Genomic DNA, 15639 nt, shown 5'->3' with positions numbered 1-15639 from the left:
CAGTCGTATAGCGCGAAACGGGCAAGGCCCTCGGCGGTAAACGCCGAGGGCTACTGATCAAGGGAAACTTGATATATGCTCGACCAACTAAGATTGCGGAGAACGTGACATGTACGTCCAGCGTGACGGGGAAGGAAAGCTTGTCTGTGTCAGCCGGGAGCCTACAGCGACCTGCGACGAATTCATGGCGCCGGATGATCAGGAGCTGTTGTTCTTCCTGTCGGACGGTAACGAGCGCAACGAACAGTCCCAGTTCCATGCCTCCGACCTGGCCTTTGTGCGGGTGCTCGAGGACGTGCTTGATCTGCTGATGGACAAGGGCGTGATCAGCTTCACCGATCTGCCTGACGCGGCCCGCCGCAAGATCATGGACCGCCAGTCACTGCGTCGTCGCTACAATGAAGTGGATCTGGTAGGGGACGACGATCCCCTCATCTAAGCGCTGAGCATGTGCACCTCCCAAGTCGCATGCACCGACCTGGGCAAGACAAAGGGCCACCTTCGGGTGGCCCTTTGCTGTGTACCCCTCATGTCATCGACGCTCACGAGTGCCTGTCGGTTTCCATCCTGGCGGACACGGCGGGGCCGGTGACACCGTCCAGGCCCAGCTCGAACAGGGTGTCGATATCGCGATCCTCGTCGATGCCCTCGGCGATGGCCTGGATCGCCAGCGAATGGCACAGGGTCGCCATGCCCCTGAGAATGGTCTGCTGCTCCGGCCGCTCCGACACGCCACGACACAGGGTTGCGTCGATCTTGATGTAGGACAGCCCAAGGTCCTGCAGATCTCCCAGCTGGCGGAAGGCCGCACCGACGTGCTCCATGCCCAGATGACAGCCGAAGGGGGCCAGCGACTGGCAGAGATATCGGAAGCTCTCGAGATCGCTTCGGGCGATCGACTCCGGCACCTCGATCCACAGGAAGGGGGCCGAGTCCGGGCGGGCGCTGAGTCGTTGCTGCAGGGCGATCACGACATTCGGCTGGGTAATCGCTGCATGGGACAAATTGATGCCAAGCGGCTGCCGGTGGTGATGGATGGTGTCGAGGGCGGCATCGATCACCTTGATATCCAGGCTGTCGTGGAGGCGCAGACGGGCGATCCAGGGCATGAAGACACCCGCCTGACGCCATTCGCCCTTGATGTTGAGGCGTGCTGGGGCCTCGTGATGCAGCAACTGTCCGCGTCGATCCAGCACCGGATACTGTCCCAGCAGGACGCCGTGCTCCATCGCTTCGACCAGCGATGAGCGCCACTCGGCGCGGCTGCGGTAGAGCGTTTCCTGCTCCACGTTGTGGCAGGACTCGATCGCCCGTCCAGGACGGCTCTCGGCCAGTGACAGGGCGCCATCCAGTGCGGCCATCAGGGTGGTGCGCTCCTGGCCGTGGTGGTAGACCGCCAGGGCAGCGGGGAGCCGCAGAACCGGTGCGTTCTGTTCGGCCAGGGTCGACAGATTGTCGTCCAGCCGTTCGCGGGCCCAGCTTTCGTCGACGTTGCCGCACAGCATCAGGGCGAAGTCACTGCCGTTGAGGCGACCCACATAGCCTTCGCCATGGGCCTCGGCGATGGCGGTCAGGCGTTGGCAAAGGTCGCTGAGCACGCCGTTGGTGTGCAAGTGGCCGCGGCGTTCGTTGAGCGCGGCCAGGTCGGTGGCACGGATCATCGCCACCACGCCGTAGCTGGATTCACCCTGTTGCTCGAGGCTGTAGTTGAGGCGGTCGATAAAGGCTTCCCGGGTCAAGGCCCCGGTCACCGTGTCATGCAGCAACTGGCGGCGTAGCCGGTCGATCTGTTCGCTCTCGCGCTGGAGCATCTCGCGCACGCTTTCCGACAACCGGTTCATGGCGTCGGACACTTCGCGCAGTTCCAGTGTGCGGGGCAGCGGGGCGACGGTGAAGCGACGCTGGCCGATATCGTTGGCCTGGCGCGTCAGGGTCTTCAGCGGGGTGCGGATCTGGCGTACCAGCAGGTAGGCAATCAGCAGGCTGAGTGCACCTGCTGCCACGAACCAGGCGGCCATGCGCAGGGTGCTCTGCCACAGCGACTGGTAGGCGAAGCCATGTGCGCTTTCGAGCTGCAAGGTGCCAAGCTGCTGCCAGCCATCCTGGATGACCGCAGTGCCGGCGGGGACCTCGAAGGCGACCAGCTCACGGAACCATCCCGGTACGCCAGTCTCTTCGGGGGCTGATGAGACGCGACGAATGATCGGTCTGTCCTGGGTGTCGAGCAGCTGGATCTTGCGGTAGTGGCCAGTATCGAACTGCGCCGAGATCAAAAGCTCCAGCGTCACTTCATCCTTGTCAGGCATCTGGCTCATGCTCAGCGCCAGGGCATTGGCGTTGTCCGCGTTCTTGATCAGTATTTCTTTTTCGATGTAGGCGCGGCTGCCTGATACGGCCACCACCAGACTGCCGATCAGGGCAATCAGCAGGATGGCGATGATGGCGAGCCAGAGTTGTTTGATCAACGACATGGCGACGTCTCTAGATGAAGGATTGGCATGATGTCACTGGATTCCCTGTTGGCGCATGCGATCCAGCGCGTTTCGCCAGCGCGACAGGCGCGCCAGGGGATCCGCCCGTGATTGGGTGGTGCCACCCGCCCACAGGCCACTGCTGTTGAAGCTGAACAGCGGGTCCAGATCGGTGCGCAGGCTGGCACGGGAAATGCCGGCGGCAATGTTGTCGAGAATCAGGGGCTCGGCGCCTGGCGTCTCGTAGTAGCCGAGCACCATATGGGCCTGGGTGATCTGGCTACGTCCCAGTCGAGCACGCACATAGATCATGCGCAACTTGCTGATGGGAATGCCGAGCTCCTTGAGGGTCACGTACTTGGCGATGGAGTAGTCCTCGCAGTCGCCGGCGCCGCGTCCCAGCGATTCGATGGGAGTAGCCCAGTAGTCGCTCTGGCGCCAGATGGTGCGATCCTCGAGCCACTGCATCTTGCGATTGAAGAAGTCGTTGACGTCGCGCAGCTGAGTACGAAGGTCGGCGCCTCTCAGGCGATCGATCAGGTTGAGCCATTCGTCCAGGGCTCTTACCCCCTGACTGCCGTACTCGGCGCTCATGGCCGCGCGCATTCGCGCATGGTCGAGCGTCGCGTCCACCGGTGCAGGTGCCAGCACCAGGAAGGCGCCCAACAGGCTCGCAGACCCCCAGGCGAGCCAGGAAGGGGGGCGGCGGCGAGACGGGCGAGACAAGACGGCATCTGGGCTCATGGCGAGTTCCAAGCCGGGCGGAGGTCAGGCCTTGCCGGGCCCTTGCCACAGCTTCAGTTGGCCTACCCAGGGCAGGGTGTCGAGGTCTCGGCACAATTGATGAGCCAAGTCATCGAGATCCCCATGATGGATATCAGAGTCAACGTACAACGAAATGTCGATGCGGTCATCCAAATAGTGCAGATTCAGCGCTGTACGGTGTTGCCAGGCACGCTGATGCGACCAGCGTTCATCCAGCAGTTGCTCGATCTCCTCGCGCAGCGGCAAGCCCGGGCGCAGGCTGTGTTCGGTCTGTCCTTCGTCGTCCTCGGGGTCGATGTGGAAGGTGACATCCTTCAGGCGGGTGTGCGCTTCGCGTAGTTGTCGACTGACCGCATTACCGATCTCGTGGGCTTCGGACACCGTGACCCTGGGAGCGACCACGATATGCAGATCGAGCACGACGTCGCTTCCGAGCTGGCGGGTGCGCAGATCGTGCACGCTCTTGACGCCCGGCACCGACTCCGCCAGTCGGCGCATCGCACGCTGCTCTTCGACCGGCAGGGCGGTGTCGATCAGCTCCCGCGAAGACTGCCACATCAGCCGTCCACCGACCCAACCCACCATCAGACCGACCACGATGGCGGCCACCGCGTCCATCCAGCCGACGCCGAACTGGCCAGCCACCAGGCCGACCAGCACCACCAGGGTGGACATGGCATCGGTGCGCGAGTGCCAGGCGTTGGCCTCGAGCAGCGGTGAGTCGAAGCGGCGGGCGGCGCGAAGGGTGTAGTGGTAAATCGCTTCCTTGGCCAGCAGCGAGACCACGGCCACGGCGATGGCAACGAGGCCGGGTGCGGCGCTCGGAGACCGATCGAGCAGGCGCTCGACACTCGACCAGGCGATGGCACCAGCGACGAAGATCAGCACACTGCCGAGCCACAGTGTCGCCAGGGTCTCGATTCGGCCGTGGCCGTAGGGATGGTCGCGGTCGGGTTCCTGGCGGCCGTAGTGGGTGGCCGCCAGCACGAAGGCGTCGGTGACGATATCCGAAAAGGAGTGGATGCCGTCGGCAATCAGGGCGGCCGACCCGACGATCACACCGGTCACCAGTTTGAGCACGCCGACGACAAGGTCCACGCCGGCGCCGATCAGGGTGACGCCCTGGGCCGTCCAGGCAAAGGCGTGTCTGGAGCGCCCCGGCTGGCTTTTCTGGCTCACGACGAAGGCTCGCTCCGCGCGCAGTTGATGACAGGGTTGGCGTACTGGGCCAGCCACCAGGATCTGAGGTCTTCCGGGACTTCGGAAAGCCGTTGCGCGAACCGATCGCGGTCGGCCTCTGACACCTCGGACAGGTCCACCAGCTCAGGGTGGCTGCCCAGGGCCTCCAGCGCCAGATGGTGGCTGGGAAAGAGGTGATAGCCGCTCAGCACCTGGCGGTCGATCTCGGCAGCGACCGCTTCCGGCGTATCGAAGCTGCGATCGATCGGCGTGCCGAAGCGCAGATGAACACGCCCCTTGTGGCCGGTGATGCCGGCGACGATGGAGCTGATGTCCTCGAACTCGCTCTTGTTGTAGCTGCCGTCTTCACTGACGGCTTTCAGCTCCCTGGCCTTCTGCACGTCGCAGGGATCGTACTCGTAGCTGATTGATACCGGTACCAGGCGCAGGGCTTCAATGCCTTCCCCGAGCGGGGCATGACGGTTGTCGGCACGGTGGGCCATGGTCATCATCTTGATGATCGCGGGGTCGGTACGATCGATGCCGTCCTTGGCCCGGCCTTCGCGCTGGGCCATCCAGATCGAGTGATTGTCGTCCTGAATGGAGTGGCGGATGTAGCTCGACAGCTTGTGGTAGGCCTGCAGCATGGCGCGCTTGCCGCGAGCACTGCGCGGCACGATGAAGCTCTTGTTGAGCCGCATCAGATCGGTGACGTAGGGCTTCTTGAGCAGGTTGTCACCGATGGCAATGCGCACGGTGTTGCGGCCTGCGAGGTACAGTGCATAGTTGACGAAGGCCGGATCCAGCGAGATATCGCGATGGTTGCCGATAAACAGGTAGGCGGTATCGGGGTCCAGACGATCGAGGCCGTCGACGCGAAAGTCGTCGGTGGAGGTCTTCAGCATGCGCTGCATGTAGGCCGCGATGCGTTGCTGAAACGCCGTCACGCTGGTGACGTCACGGGTCTCGCGCTTGATCGCCCAGCTGGCCAGCGTGCGTGACAGGCGGGGCATCATGCGGGAAAGGCGCGGCAGCCGGTAGCGGGTCAGGGCGCTCAACAGCTCCGGGTCCTCTGCCAGGCGAGTCAGGGTCGTCGCCACCTCGTCGTCCTGATAGGGGCGAATATCGTGCCAGGGATCCTGCGGGGCATCGGATGTCGAAGTCATGGTGTCGTCGCAGTGAGGTCAGTAGCCGAAACAGAAGAACTCTGGGCTTCGCCGCCCAGCCAGTCGATCAGGCGGTCGACGCTTTCACCCAGGGTCTGGGCCATAAGGATGAAGTCGGTTTCCATGCGCAGCACGGCATCGTCGCCGTCATCTGCCTGGTTGGCTTCGTCGATCAAGGCGTCATCGAAGGCCAGTGACTTGACCGCCAGGTCGTCGTGGAGCACGAAACGCAGGCGCCCCTCCATGCCCAGCGCCAGCTTGCTGGCCTGTCGGCCGCTTTCGAGCAGTTGCTGAATGTCGTCGCCGTCCAGGTCCACCTGACGCGCCTTGAGCACGCCGTCGTCGCCCTTGGCCTTGAGCTCGACCTGGTCGCCGAGCAGCATGTCGGCGGGGCGCGAGGAGGCGTCGTTGAGCCAGGTGGTCATGGCGCGAATCGGCAGTGTCTGGGCCGAGAGCGGCGTTACCTTGAGGCTTCCCAGGGACTCGCGCAACAGATCCAGCAGCTCTTCGGCGCGCTTTCGGCTGGAGCTGTTGACGGCGATCAAGTTTCGCCGGGTATCCCACCAGAGGTCAGTCTTCTGGCTGCGTACGAAGGCCCTGGGCAACAGTTCCTCGTAGACCTGCTCCTTGATTGCCTGCTTTTCCTGGCGGCGTAGCTTGCGGCTTTCCTGGGTCTCGATGACCTCGACGCGCTCGTCGACTTCTTCGCGGACCACCGAAGCGGGCAGGATGCGCTCCTGGCGCAGGGCGGTCATCAGGCGCTGGCCCTTAAGTTCGTGGAGATAGCGATCGCTACCCCGTCCGGCAGGCGTCGTCCAGCCGATGCGGCGGGCTTCGGTGCCACCGAGCGGGCGGAAAGCCTGTTCGGCGAGGGCCGTCTCCAGCTGCTCGCTGTCCAGGGTGCTGGCGTCGTGCAGACGGTAGAGGTGCAAGTGCTTGAACCACATGGAGCAATTCTCGGGTCAAAAAGGAGGCACATTATGGCGAATGGTCCCTTCGGGTGCCAGTTGCCAGCCATCGCAATGGTCGATTGAACAGGGTTGCGGCCAAGCCTAGCAGGCTGCGTCGCCCGCGCCCGTCCCTCTTTGGTGACAGTGTTGCCACTTTGCCCGCTCGAGGTCAGAATCAAACAGTAGTTTAAATGAGGAGCAATGATATGGAAGACGCTATCAGCACCACTTCGCTGAAGGTTCGTGGCTACCACCTGGACGGTTATGGCCACGTCAATCACGCCCGTTACCTGGAGTTCATGGAGGAAGGGCGCTGGGACTATTTCGACAAGCATCCGGCGCTGATGTCTCGCCTGGGAAAGGGAGATGTCGCTTTCGTCGCGGTCAATCTCAATATCGACTATCGCCAGGCGGCGGTGGCCGGTGACGAGCTGGACATTTCCACCCGTCTGTCGGCCCTGGGCGGGCGCAGCGCCAAGATGCGCCACGAGATCCTGCGCCGCCGCGATGGAGCTCTGGTGGCTCGCGCCGAGTTGACCTTCGTGCTGCTGGACGTGGCCAGCAACAGTGCGGTGGCGATCGAGGGTGAGCTGCGTGATGCCCTGGCGCCGCTGGTGGTGTCATGACGGCAGCGGTCAAGGCGCCGCACACAACGACAGACGCTGCGCGGAAGGCCCCAAGGGTGGTATGCTAGGTCGCTGTATTTGTGCGCCTTGTCACGGCTGCGTGACGCGCCTACCTGTTGCTGTGCAAAGGACTTGACGACCCATGGGTGACATCGCCAGAGAGATTCTGCCAGTCAATATCGAGGACGAGCTGAAGCAGTCGTACCTCGATTACGCGATGAGCGTGATCATCGGCCGAGCGCTGCCGGACGTGCGCGATGGCCTGAAGCCGGTTCATCGGCGTGTGCTGTTTGCGATGCACGAGCTGGGTAACGACTGGAACAAGCCATACAAGAAGTCCGCCCGTGTGGTGGGTGACGTGATCGGTAAGTACCACCCCCACGGCGACAGTGCGGTGTACGACACCATCGTGCGTATGGCCCAGGACTTCTCGATGCGCCACGTGCTGGTCGATGGCCAGGGCAACTTCGGCTCCATCGACGGCGACAACGCCGCCGCCATGCGTTACACCGAGGTGCGCATGGCGCGCCTGGCCCACGAGCTGCTGGCCGATCTCGAGAAGGATACTGTCGACTGGGTCGACAACTACGACGGTACCGAGCGGATCCCCGACGTGCTGCCGACCAAGGTGCCGAACCTGCTGGTCAACGGCTCCTCGGGCATCGCCGTGGGCATGGCGACCAATATCCCGCCCCACAACATGAACGAGATCATCAACGCCTGCCTGGCGCTGGTCGACGACTACACCCTGAGCGTCGATGATCTGATGGAGCATGTGCCGGGGCCCGACTTCCCCACCGGCGGTATCATCAACGGCCGCGCGGGCATTCTCGAGGCCTATCGTACCGGTCGCGGGCGCATCTATATACGCGCCAAGCACACCATCGAACACGACGACAAGTCCGGCCGTGACCACATCATCGTCACTGAGCTGCCTTACCAGGTGAACAAGGCGCGGCTGATCGAGAAGATCGCCGAGCTGGTCAAGGACAAGAAGATCGAGGGTATCGCCGAGCTGCGCGACGAGTCCGACAAGGACGGTCTGCGGGTGGTGATCGAGGTCAAGCGCGGCGAGAGCGGTGAGGTGGTGGTGAACAACCTGTTCGCCCAGACCCAACTGCAGAATGTCTTCGGCATCAACATGGTGGCGCTGGAGGACGGCGAACCGAAGACCATGAACCTCAAGCAGGTGCTCGAGGCCTTCATTCGCCACCGTCGCGAGGTGGTCACACGGCGCACCCTGTTCGAACTGAAGAAGGCGCGTGAGCGCGGCCACATCCTCGAAGGCCTGGCGGTGGCGATCTCCAACATTGACGAGGTGATCGAGCTGATCAAGGCCTCGCCGAATGCTGCCGAAGCCAAGGAAAAGCTGTTGGCCAAGTCCTGGCAGCCCGGTCAGGTCACCGGCATGCTGGAGCGCGCCGGCGCCACCTCGTGCAAGCCCGAAGACCTGGAAGAAGGCTTTGGTCTGGACCAGGCCGGAGGCGAGTACCGTCTGTCGCCGGCCCAGGCCCAGGCCATCCTCGAGCTGCGCCTGCACCGCTTGACCGGCCTCGAGACCGAGAAGCTGCTCGACGAGTATCTGTCGATCCTCGAGAAGATCGCTGAGCTGATGGCCATCCTGGCCTCCGCCGATCGCTTGCTCGAGGTGATTCGCGAAGAGCTGATCGCGGTGCGCGATCAGTTCGCCGACGAGCGTCGTACCGACATTCAGGCAAGCCACCTGGACCTGTCCATCGAGGACCTGATCGCCGAGGAAGACATGGTGGTCACGGTGTCCCGCTCGGGTTACGCCAAGACCCAGCCGTTGTCGGACTATCAGGCCCAGCGTCGTGGTGGTCGTGGCAAGTCGGCCACCGCGATGAAGGATGAGGATGTCATCGAGCACCTGTTGGTGGCCTCGACCCACGACACCGTGCTGCTGTTCTCCAATCGCGGCAAGGTCTACTGGCTCAAGGTCTACGAGATGCCTGCGGCCAGTCGCGGGTCCCGTGGCAAGCCGCTGGTCAACCTGCTGCCGCTGGAAGAAGGCGAGTCGATCAACGCCATCATGCCGGTCAAGGACTATGATCCGGACTGCTACATCTTCTTTGCCACCGCCCGGGGCACGGTCAAGCGCACCAGCCTCGAGCAGTTCTCGCGTCCGCGCAGCGTTGGCCTGATCGCCATCGACCTGGAGGAGGGCGATCGCCTGGTGGGCGCCGCCATTACTTCCGGCAGCGACCACGCCATGCTGCTGTCGTCCAACGGCAAGGCGATCCGCTTCGAGGAGTCCCAGGTCCGTGCCATGGGCCGTACCGCGCGCGGTGTGCGCGGCATGCGGCTGCTCGATGGCGCCGAGGTGATCAGCCTGATCATCCCGCAGAGCCTCGAGATCGATGCCGACGCCGAGGGCGGTGAGCGTGGCGAGGCCGGTGATGTCGACGCCAGCGGTGACGACGGCCAGATCTACATCCTCACCGGCAGCGAAAACGGCTACGGCAAGCGTACCCGTCTCGAGGAGTTCCCGCTGCGCGGTCGTGGCGGCCAGGGCGTGATCGCGATGCAGACCAGCGCCCGCAATGGCGCCATGGTGGCGGCGATGCAGGTCTGTTCCAGCGACGAGATGATGCTGATCACCGATCGCGGCACCCTGGTGCGCACCCGGGTCGAGGAAGTCTCGATCAGTTCGCGCAACACCCAGGGCGTCACCCTGATCCGCCTCGGCGAGGCCGAGGCGCTGGTCAAGACCGTGCGTATCCAGGAGCTTGAAGGCGACGACGAGCTCGATGCCGAGGGCGAAGAAGGTAGTGAGGACGCCGTCGAGAACTCGGCAGATGACGCCGCCGAGGGTGGCAGCGCCGAACCGGGCGACGACAGCGCGGCCGACGACAGCAACACCGACAATAACGACTGATCCGGGGTGCCACGGTGTCCGCGATGGACGCCGTGGCCCACCTATATAGTGACTGGCGGGCGTCGCCGGACGTCTGCCCTTGACGATCAATCGCCAGGACACCATGACACGCCACTACAATTTCTGCGCGGGGCCCGCCGCGCTGCCTACCGCAGTACTCGAACGTGCCCAGCGCGAGATGCTGGACTATCAGGGCCGTGGGCTCTCGGTGATGGAGATGAGCCACCGCTCCAGCGAGTACGTGGCCATCGCCGAGCGCGCCGAGGCCGACCTGCGTGAACTGCTCGCAGTGCCCGACAACTATCGGGTGCTGTTCACCCAGGGTGGTGCCACCCAGCAGTTTGCCGCGGTGCCCATGAACCTGCTTGGCCGCGGCGGCCGGGCCAACTTCATCGAGACCGGTATCTGGGGCAACAAGGCGATCAAGGAGGCGCGGCATCTATTCGGCAGCGTCCACATTGCCGCCTCAAGCGCCGAGAATGGCCATGTCGAAGCACCGCAGCAGGCTGATATCGCGCTGTCCGACGACGCCGCCTATCTCCACGTGACCCCCAACGAGACCATCGGTGGTCTGGCACTGGACTTTGTGCCCGTGGCGCGGCGCGGCGACGGGGTCGAGGTGCCGCTGGTGGCGGATCTTTCCTCGACCATCCTGTCTGAGCCGCTGGACGTCTCGCGCTTCGGTGTGATCTACGCTGGCGCCCAGAAGAACATCGGGCCGGCCGGTCTGGTGCTGGTGATCGTGCGTGATGATCTGCTCGACCAGGCGGTGAGCGAGATGCCGTCCTTGTTCGGCTATCGTCAGTTGGCCGAGGCAGGGTCGATGATCAACACGCCGGCCACCTATAGCTGGTACCTGGCGGGCCTGGTGTTCGACTGGCTCAAGCGCGACGTCGGTGGTCTCGAGGCGATGGCCGAGATCAATGATCGCAAGGCGGCCAAGCTCTACGAGGCCATCGACCGCAGCGACTTCTATTCCAACCCCATCGCGGTGCGTAATCGCTCGAAGATGAACGTGCCCTTCGTGCTGGCCGACAGCGCCCTGGATAACGCCTTCCTCGAAGAGGCGGAAGCGGAGGGGCTTTTGAATCTCAAGGGCCATCGCAGCGTCGGCGGTATGCGCGCAAGCCTCTATAACGCGGTGCCTGAGGGCGCGGTGGACGCCCTGGTGGCGTTCATGGGCGATTTCGAGAAGCGGCGCGGCTGAGGTTCGTGCGAGAGCTGGCGCACCCAGTAAAGAGGTGGCGGGGCCAGCTTTCGCCAGCCATGCGTCAACGCCCGGTCACGGGGCGTTACAAGGAGACAACCCATGAGTGATTCGCAAGAGCCGAACCTCTCGTCGCTGCGTCAGCGCATCGACCATATCGACACCGAGATCCTGCGCCTGATCAGCGAGCGTGCCGAGTGTGCGCGCCAGGTGGCGGAGACCAAGACCGCAAGCGACCCCCAGGCGGTGTTCTATCGCCCCGAGCGCGAGGCCCAGGTGCTGCGCCGGGTGATGGAGCTCAACCAGGGGCCGCTGGACAGCGAAGAAATGGCACGGCTGTTTCGCGAGATCATGTCGGCCTGCCTGGCGCTGGAACAGCCGATCAAGGTGGCCTATCTCGGCCCCGAGGGCACCTTTACCCAGCAGGCCGCGCTCAAGCACTTCGGCGACAGCGCCATCAGCCTGCCCATGGCGGCCATCGACGAGGTCTTCCGTGAGGTCGAGGCCGGCGCGGTGAACTACGGCGTGGTGCCGGTGGAGAACTCCACCGAAGGCGTGATCAACCATACCCTGGATTCCTTCATCGATTCGGGGCTGCGCATCAGCGGTGAGGTGGTGCTGCGCATCCACCATCACCTGCTGGTGGCCGACACTACCCTCAAGGACAAGGTGTCGCGTATCTACTCGCACCCTCAGTCCTTCGCCCAGTGTCGCAAGTGGCTCGATGCCCACTTCCCCCACGCCGAGCGGGTACCGGTGTCGTCCAACGCCGAGGCGGCCAGGCTGGTCAAGAGCGAGTGGCACAGTGCGGCCATCGCCGGCGATATGGCGGCCAAGCTCTACGGCCTTAGCCACGTGGCGGAGAAGATCGAGGATCGCCCGGACAACTCCACGCGCTTCCTGATCATCGGCAACCAGGACGTGCCCATGTCCGGGGTCGACAAGACGTCGCTGGTGGTGGCGACCCGCAACCAGCCGGGTGCCTTGCACGACCTGCTCGAGCCGTTCCACCGCCACCAGATCGACCTGACGCGTCTGGAGACGCGACCCTCGCGCACCGGTGCCTGGAACTATGTTTTCTTCATCGACTTCTGTGGCCACGTCGAGGAGCCGCGGGTGTCGGCGCTGCTCGAGGAGGTGCGCCTGCGTGTCTCCGAGGTCAAGGTGCTTGGCTCCTACCCCCAGGGGGTCCTGTAGTAATGCAGGAAGAAGGAATGCAGCAAGAAGGAATGCAGGACGTCGCAATGCAGGAAGTCGCAACGCGTGGCGCAGTGCCCGCATCCTTGCCTCGGGCTTCACGCATCGTCATCGTTGGACTCGGCTTGATCGGAGGGTCGCTGGCCGCCGCCTTGCGCAAGGCGGGGGTGGGGCAGGGGGATGACAGTCTCATCCTGGCCTGTGACCCAGACCCGAAGGAGCTTGAGTGCGGACGTCGCATGGGGTTGATCGACGCAGGTTCGACGCAACTCTCCGAGGTCATCGAGGGTGCTACCCTGGTGGTGTTGGCGGTACCGGTGCTGGCCATGGGCCAGGTCATGGGCGAGCTAGGCGAGTTGCGTAGCCGCGCCGCCGGCGATCTGGTGATCACCGACGTCGGCAGCACCAAGGCAGCGATCGAGGCGGCCGCCATCGAGGCCTTCGGTGAGCTTCCCGCGCGCTTTGTGCTGGGGCATCCCATCGCCGGGTCGGAAAAGAGCGGCGTGGTGGCGGCCAATCCGGAGCTGTACCAGGCCCACAAGGTGATCCTGACGCCTACCTGCGCTACCGACCCCGATGCGCTTGAGCGTGTGCGGGCCCTGTGGCAGTTGACCGGTGCCGAGGTGCTGGAGATGGACGTGGCTCGCCACGATCAGGTGCTGGCGCGCACCAGTCATCTGCCGCATCTGCTGGCTTTCTCGCTGGTGGATACCCTGGCGCGCCAGGATGAGCGGCTCGAGATCTTCCGCTACGCCGCCGGCGGCTTTCGCGACTTCACCCGCATCGCCGGTAGTGATCCGGTGATGTGGCGAGACATCTTTCAGGCCAACCGGGGCGCCGTGCTCGAAGCTCTGGATGACTTCGAGTCAGGTCTGGCCCGACTCAGGGACGCGGTGAACCGTGGTGATGGCGATGGTCTGCTGGCCACCTTCGACCGCGCCAGTCATGCGCGCCACTATTTCGATACTCTGTTGAATCAGACCAGCTATCAGGCGGAATATCAGATGCAAGAATCAGCCATGCTGCGCTACCGGGTGGCCCCGGGCGGAAGCGTCACCGGTCGCATCCGGGTCCCCGGCGACAAGTCGATTTCCCATCGTTCGATCATGCTTGGTGCGCTGTCCGAGGGCGTTACCGAGGTGTCCGGATTCCTCGAGGGCGAGGACAGCCTCGCCACGCTCCAGGCCTTCCGCGAGATGGGGGTGGCCATCGAGGGCCCGCACCAGGGCCGCGTGACCATCCACGGGGTCGGCATGCACGGCTTGAAGAAGCCGGCAGGTCCGCTCTACGTCGGCAATGCCGGCACCGCCATGCGGCTGTTTGCCGGGCTGCTGGCGGGGCAGGCCTTCGACACCGAATTGACCGGTGATACCTCGCTGACGCGTCGTCCCATGGGGCGGGTGGCCGATCCGCTGCGCCAGATGGGGGCGGTGATCGACACCGCCGAAGGCGGGCGTCCTCCGCTCAGGATCAAGGGCGGCCAGGCGCTCAAGGGCATCCACTACGACATGCCCATGGCCAGCGCCCAGGTGAAGTCCTGTCTGCTGCTGGCGGGGATGTTTGCCGAGGGTGAGACCCGAGTGCGTGAACCTGCACCGACTCGCGATCACACCGAGCGCATGCTCAATGGCTTTGGCTATGCCGTCGAGCGCGAGGGCGATACCTGCTGGCTGCAGGGCGGCGGCAAGCTGGCCGCTGGTCCGATCGATGTGCCGTCGGATATCTCCTCGGCGACCTTCTTCCTGGTGGCGGCGGCCATCACCCCGGGGTCGGATCTGGTGCTGGAACACGTCGGCATCAATCCGACCCGGATCGGGGTGATCAACATCCTGACCGCCATGGGGGCGGATCTGCGCCTCGAGAACGAGCGAGAGGTAGGGGGCGAGCCGGTCGCCGACCTGCATATCCGCTATCGGCCGCTAAAGGGCATCGACATTCCCGAGGACCAGGTGCCGCTGGCCATCGACGAGTTCCCGGCACTGTTCATTGCCGCGGCCAACGCCGAAGGCACCACGCGACTGCGCGGCGCCGAGGAGCTCCGGGTCAAGGAGTCCGACCGCCTGCAGTCCATGGCCGACGGCATGAGCGTGCTGGGTATCGACAACACCCTTTATGACGATGGCATCGACATCGTCGGCAAGGGCGGCGATGGCGCCAACTATGGCGGCGGGCGCGTGGACAGTCATGAGGACCATCGCATCGCCATGGCCTTCACCATCGCGGCCCTGCGCGCATCAAGCCCGATCGAGGTCAACGACTGCGCCAACGTGGCCACGTCCTTCCCCGGCTTTGTGGAGCTGGCACGAGGTGTCGGCCTTGAACTCGAAGAGGTACGCGAGGAGCAGGCATGAGCGATCATGACGAGCATTCGGCCCCGGTGCTGACCATCGATGGCCCCGGCGGCGCCGGCAAGGGCACCATCAGCCGGCTGATTGCCGAGCGACTGGGCTGGCATCTGCTGGATAGCGGCAGCCTCTACCGACTGACCGCGCTGTCGGCTATCGGCAAGGGCATCGCGCTGGACGATGAGCCGGCGCTGGCGGCACTGGCCTCGGCCCTCGATGTGGTCTTTCGCGCCGAGAATGGCGAGGCGGTGGTCGAGCTCGAAGGGCGTGACGTGACTCGCGAGATTCGCACCGAGCAGGTGGGAAACAGCGCCTCTCTGGTGGCGGCGTTGCCGGCGGTGCGCCAGGCGCTGCTCGAGCGTCAGCGGGACTTCCGCCAGGCGCCCGGCCTGGTCGCCGATGGCCGTGACATGGGCACCGTGGTGTTCGTCGATGCGCCCCTGAAGATATTTCTGACCGCCAGCGCCGAGGAAAGGGCGCGCCGGCGTCACCTGCAGTTGCGGGAGGCCGGGGTGGATGCTAGTCTATCGAGTCTTTTGAAGGAGATTCAGGCGCGCGACGACCGCGATACGCAGCGTAGCGTGGCGCCGTTGGTGCCGGCCGATGATGCCATCGAGCTCGACACGACCCGCCTGAGCATACCGGAAGTGGTTGATCGGCTGTCCGAACTGTTGTCCCGAAAGGGGCTCCTGTCCGGCACCTGAACTCCCTTGCGGCGTCCCCGGCCAGATGTCACGACGTGCCCGAGTACAGGAAACGGAAAACTCGGTCAGGTCCAACCAGTGCCAACATCCCCGGGGGTTTTTGAATATGGCCCGCACTTGCTGGTGGTGCGGA

The 15639-nt window shown here is 64.3% G+C and carries 12 protein-coding genes; 7 read left to right on the top strand and 5 right to left on the bottom strand.

The window, feature by feature from the left end; genetic code table 11:
* The first annotated feature begins 109 nt into the window (after positions 1 to 109).
* Entirely contained in the window at positions 110 to 439 is a 330-nt protein-coding gene (locus tag NFI08_RS18815; protein WP_349591222.1) for a tryptophan synthase subunit beta like protein, read from the top strand.
* Positions 440 to 542: 103 nt separating this feature from the next.
* On the opposite strand, the gene NFI08_RS18810 is transcribed toward NFI08_RS18815, so the two are convergent.
* From NFI08_RS18810 to NFI08_RS18790, 5 genes are read right to left on the bottom strand one after another with little or no spacing between them, the layout of a single operon-like run.
* The gene (locus NFI08_RS18810; RefSeq protein WP_222517248.1) at positions 543 to 2471 is read right to left on the bottom strand and encodes an EAL domain-containing protein; all 1929 of its coding nucleotides are present in this window, start codon (positions 2469 to 2471) and stop codon (positions 543 to 545) included.
* 33 nt (positions 2472 to 2504) lie between these two features.
* A complete protein-coding gene (locus tag NFI08_RS18805) occupies positions 2505 to 3215 on the bottom strand; it encodes a transglutaminase-like cysteine peptidase (RefSeq protein WP_045994808.1) in 711 nt (236 codons plus the stop codon).
* A 24-nt stretch (positions 3216 to 3239) separates the two neighbouring features.
* The gene (locus NFI08_RS18800; RefSeq protein WP_286986241.1) at positions 3240 to 4415 is read right to left on the bottom strand and encodes a cation diffusion facilitator family transporter; all 1176 of its coding nucleotides are present in this window, start codon (positions 4413 to 4415) and stop codon (positions 3240 to 3242) included.
* Positions 4412 to 5581 carry a 1-acyl-sn-glycerol-3-phosphate acyltransferase gene (locus NFI08_RS18795; RefSeq protein ID WP_045994810.1) on the bottom strand — a complete coding sequence of 390 codons (1170 nt, stop codon included), beginning with the start codon at positions 5579 to 5581 and terminating at the stop codon, positions 4412 to 4414. The genes NFI08_RS18800 and NFI08_RS18795 overlap by 4 nt, the downstream gene beginning before the upstream one ends.
* Positions 5578 to 6528, bottom strand: a complete 951-nt coding sequence (locus tag NFI08_RS18790) for a recombination-associated protein RdgC (RefSeq protein ID WP_045994811.1) — start codon at positions 6526 to 6528, stop codon at positions 5578 to 5580. Before NFI08_RS18790 ends, NFI08_RS18795 begins: the two co-directional genes overlap by 4 nt.
* Before the next feature lie 209 nt (positions 6529 to 6737).
* On the opposite strand from NFI08_RS18790, the gene NFI08_RS18785 reads away from it, so the two are divergent.
* The 6 genes from NFI08_RS18785 to cmk all read left to right on the top strand — a co-directional run bounded on the left by NFI08_RS18785 (position 6738) and on the right by cmk (position 15506).
* Complete coding sequence (locus NFI08_RS18785; protein WP_108133793.1) at positions 6738 to 7157, top strand: acyl-CoA thioesterase; 420 nt, start codon at positions 6738 to 6740, stop codon at positions 7155 to 7157.
* Between the two features lie 142 nt (positions 7158 to 7299).
* On the top strand, positions 7300 to 10053 hold the full coding sequence (gene gyrA / locus NFI08_RS18780) for a DNA gyrase subunit A (protein WP_222569874.1): 2754 nt from the start codon (positions 7300 to 7302) through the stop codon (positions 10051 to 10053).
* Between the two features lie 103 nt (positions 10054 to 10156).
* The gene (serC, locus tag NFI08_RS18775) at positions 10157 to 11260 is read left to right on the top strand and encodes a 3-phosphoserine/phosphohydroxythreonine transaminase (protein ID WP_349591300.1); all 1104 of its coding nucleotides are present in this window, start codon (positions 10157 to 10159) and stop codon (positions 11258 to 11260) included.
* Between the two features lie 102 nt (positions 11261 to 11362).
* Complete coding sequence (gene pheA / locus NFI08_RS18770) at positions 11363 to 12457, top strand: prephenate dehydratase (RefSeq protein WP_045994814.1); 1095 nt, start codon at positions 11363 to 11365, stop codon at positions 12455 to 12457.
* Positions 12458 to 12504: 47 nt separating this feature from the next.
* Positions 12505 to 14808: a bifunctional prephenate dehydrogenase/3-phosphoshikimate 1-carboxyvinyltransferase gene (locus NFI08_RS18765; RefSeq protein WP_349591299.1), complete on the top strand. Its 2304-nt coding sequence runs from the start codon at positions 12505 to 12507 to the stop codon at positions 14806 to 14808.
* Positions 14805 to 15506, top strand: a complete 702-nt coding sequence (gene cmk, locus NFI08_RS18760; protein WP_045994816.1) for a (d)CMP kinase — start codon at positions 14805 to 14807, stop codon at positions 15504 to 15506. Before NFI08_RS18765 ends, cmk begins: the two co-directional genes overlap by 4 nt.
* The last annotated feature ends 133 nt before the right edge of the window (positions 15507 to 15639 follow it).

The organism is Halomonas sp. EF61 (assembly GCF_040147045.1).
In the GTDB taxonomy this organism is placed as follows: domain Bacteria; phylum Pseudomonadota; class Gammaproteobacteria; order Pseudomonadales; family Halomonadaceae; genus Halomonas; species Halomonas litopenaei.
This window is presented reverse-complemented; position numbering and strand designations above follow the sequence as displayed.

What these genes read in the sequence shown, in the direction of transcription:
- serC (WP_349591300.1), top strand. Translation starts at nt 10,157, where the DNA reads ATGACACGCCACTACAATTTCTGCGCGGGGCCCGCCGCGCTGCCTACC.
- NFI08_RS18790 (WP_045994811.1), bottom strand. Translation starts at nt 6,528, where the DNA reads ATGTGGTTCAAGCACTTGCACCTCTACCGTCTGCACGACGCCAGCACC.
- pheA (WP_045994814.1), top strand. Translation starts at nt 11,363, where the DNA reads ATGAGTGATTCGCAAGAGCCGAACCTCTCGTCGCTGCGTCAGCGCATC.
- NFI08_RS18815 (WP_349591222.1), top strand. Translation starts at nt 110, where the DNA reads ATGTACGTCCAGCGTGACGGGGAAGGAAAGCTTGTCTGTGTCAGCCGG.
- cmk (WP_045994816.1), top strand. Translation starts at nt 14,805, where the DNA reads ATGAGCGATCATGACGAGCATTCGGCCCCGGTGCTGACCATCGATGGC.
- NFI08_RS18795 (WP_045994810.1), bottom strand. Translation starts at nt 5,581, where the DNA reads ATGACTTCGACATCCGATGCCCCGCAGGATCCCTGGCACGATATTCGC.
- NFI08_RS18810 (WP_222517248.1), bottom strand. Translation starts at nt 2,471, where the DNA reads ATGTCGTTGATCAAACAACTCTGGCTCGCCATCATCGCCATCCTGCTG.
- NFI08_RS18805 (WP_045994808.1), bottom strand. Translation starts at nt 3,215, where the DNA reads ATGAGCCCAGATGCCGTCTTGTCTCGCCCGTCTCGCCGCCGCCCCCCT.
- NFI08_RS18785 (WP_108133793.1), top strand. Translation starts at nt 6,738, where the DNA reads ATGGAAGACGCTATCAGCACCACTTCGCTGAAGGTTCGTGGCTACCAC.
- NFI08_RS18765 (WP_349591299.1), top strand. Translation starts at nt 12,505, where the DNA reads ATGCAGGAAGTCGCAACGCGTGGCGCAGTGCCCGCATCCTTGCCTCGG.
- gyrA (WP_222569874.1), top strand. Translation starts at nt 7,300, where the DNA reads ATGGGTGACATCGCCAGAGAGATTCTGCCAGTCAATATCGAGGACGAG.